Source organism: Myxococcus llanfairpwllgwyngyllgogerychwyrndrobwllllantysiliogogogochensis (assembly GCF_006636215.1).
GTDB classification, from domain to species: domain Bacteria; phylum Myxococcota; class Myxococcia; order Myxococcales; family Myxococcaceae; genus Myxococcus; species Myxococcus llanfairpwllgwyngyllgogerychwyrndrobwllllantysiliogogogochensis.
This window is the reverse complement of record NZ_VIFM01000496.1, coordinates 1-2358: the sequence shown is the minus strand read 5'-3', so window position 1 is coordinate 2358 and position 2358 is coordinate 1. Positions and strand designations below refer to the sequence as shown.

Here is a 2358-nt window from a genome sequence, read left to right as displayed (position 1 = left end):
GTGTCGCGCGGGCGGGCGGGGAGGTGGAGCCCGGAGTGCTGGAGGAGGTCAACGTGGTGGGGCCGCTGTGCACGCCGCTGGATTGCTTCGCGCGCAATCTCAAGCTGCCGCCGCTCCGGGTGGGAGACAGGGTCTTCATCCCCAACGTCGGAGCCTATGGGGCGACCGCGAGCCTCACTGGGTTCCTGAGCCGGCCGCCGCCGTTGGAGTTGGTCCACCGGGACGGAGAGGTCATCGCGGTGCACCGGCTGCGCTGGGGACACGAGCCCCACACGCGCTTGCCCATCCAAGGGTCGCTTTCGTCGGAGGAGACACGATGAATACGGACGAGGTGAGGACCAGGCTCATCGAGGTGCTTCGCGAGTTCCTTCCCCGCGTGGCGCCCGACGAACCGGTGGAGATGGCGCGCCCCTGCAACGAGATGGGGCTGGACTCGATGAACGCCATCAACCTGATGCTCGCGCTCGAAGGAGCGTTCGAGATTTCCTTCCCGGACGCGCTCCTCACCGCGGAGACCTTCCACTCCCCGGCGAGCCTGGAGACCATCGTCCATCAACTGCGCGGCGCCGCCCAGTGAGCTCGCTCCGCGCCGTCCCAGAGAAGGTGGAGCCGGCGCGGCCGGTGAAGGAGGCGGCCCCCTCCTCACCGGCGCGCGTCCCCATGGCGCGCGAGCAGCGGGTGTCCTCGGCGGTCGACCGCTGGCGCAAGCGCGAGGCGCAGGACTCGAGAATCGAGGCGGCCAAGGCGTTGGGGCAGCAGCTCCGGGCGCGGTCCTGGGAGGCCCCGCCCACGCCCCACCAGCGCGAGGCGGAGCAGTACCGCGCCAGCATTGGCAAGACGTTGCTCCAATTGGGCGTCTGGATTTTCGGGGCCCTGTGGTTGCTGGTGAGAATCGGCGCGGACGTGCTCCAGAGGCGAGACTCCATCCAGTCGCGAGGCCAGCACCTGCGGCGCCTGATTGAGCGAGCGGGGGGGACGTGGATCAAGCTGGGCCAGCAGATGGCCATCCGCGTGGACCTGCTCCCGTATCCGGTGGCGCAGGAGCTGGAGAAGATGCTCGACGCCGCACCGCCCATTCCCTTCTCCCAGGTGCGCGAAATCGTCGAGCGGTCCCTCCAGCGGCCGATAGCAGAGGTGTTCTCCGAGCTGAGCGCGGCGCCCGTGGGCTCCGGCTCCGTCGCCTGTGTCTACCGCGCGGTGTTGCATGGCGGGGAGGAGGTGGCGGTGAAGGTCCGCCGGCCCGGGGTCGGCTCGCTCTTCGCCGCGGACATGCGCGCGCTGGGGTGGATTCTCGGGCTCGCGGAGCTGTGGTTCGTTCCTCCCGGCTACTCGCGCCAACTGCTCCACGAGCTGAGCACCATGCTCTACGAGGAGCTCGATTTCGTCCGGGAGGCCCGCTACACGGAGCTCTTCCAGGACCGGATGGACAAGCTGGGCCAGCGCTTCGTGCGCTCGCCGCGCGTGTATGGCGAGCTGTCCAACCACGAGGTGCTGGTCACCGAGTTTGTCTCCGGCATCTGGCTCAAGGACCTCATCTCCGCGGCCGAGCGCAAGGATGAGCCGGGGCTGTCGTCGCTCGCCACGCTGGGCATCGTGCCCCGCAAGGTGGCCCGCAGGCTGCTCAAGATTGCCCGCCTCTGCGCCCAGGAAGGGCTCTTCTTCCACGCGGACCTGCACCCGGCGAATGTGATGGTTCAACCGGACAGCCGGCTGGTGCTCATCGACTTTGGGTCCTGCGGTGCCTTCACGGCGAGGGAGCGCCGGGTGTGGCGCGAAATCGCGGATGCGCAGGCGAACGAGGACGTGGGGCGGATGGTGTCCGCGGTGCTCGCGCTGCTCGAACCCCTGCCCGCGGTGGACGTGGAGGAATTCTCCCGCAAGCTGGAGGGAATCTTCTGGCAGGACCTCTATGCGAACAAGAGTCGCACCTCGCGCTGGTGGGAGCGCACCTCCGCCAACCTCTGGATAGGGTTCTTCAAGCTGGCCCAGGAGTACAGGGTCCCGATGAACCTCAACACCTTGCGGATGATTCGCTCCACCATGCTCTCCGACAGCCTGGCGGCCCGGTTGGAACCCCGCATAGACCATTATCGGGAGTACCGCCGGTACGAGGTGCAGCTCGGCCGACGGATGCGAGAGCGATTGAACCGGAAACTGGACAGTCTGTCCGAGGACCGCTCGTTCATTCGCTACGAACAGTTCTACGAAGCGGCTGTGGCCGGCTTCTATCGAGTCCAGCGCTTCCTCGACTCCTCGACCTATCGGTTCGCGGTGACGGAGCGGACCGTCTCTTTCGCCCTATCGCAGGCGCTGCGGGCGGGGAGCTGGCTGTTGCTGGGGGCGCTGACGGTTCGCGTG

2 protein-coding genes and 1 pseudogene are annotated in these 2358 nt (G+C 67.8%); all 3 read left to right on the top strand.

All coding sequences use genetic code 11. The annotated features are described in order from the left end of the window. Positions 1-320: pseudogene (locus FJV41_RS48765) on the top strand (hypothetical protein); the annotation flags it as partial. After that, complete coding sequence (locus FJV41_RS48760; protein ID WP_121763088.1) at positions 317-577, top strand: phosphopantetheine-binding protein; 261 nt, start codon at positions 317-319, stop codon at positions 575-577. The pseudogene FJV41_RS48765 and the gene FJV41_RS48760, both read left to right, overlap by 4 nt. After that, positions 574-2358: ABC1 kinase family protein (locus FJV41_RS48755; protein ID WP_141649453.1), on the top strand; the 1785-nt coding region annotated here is incomplete at its 3' end. The genes FJV41_RS48760 and FJV41_RS48755, both read left to right, overlap by 4 nt.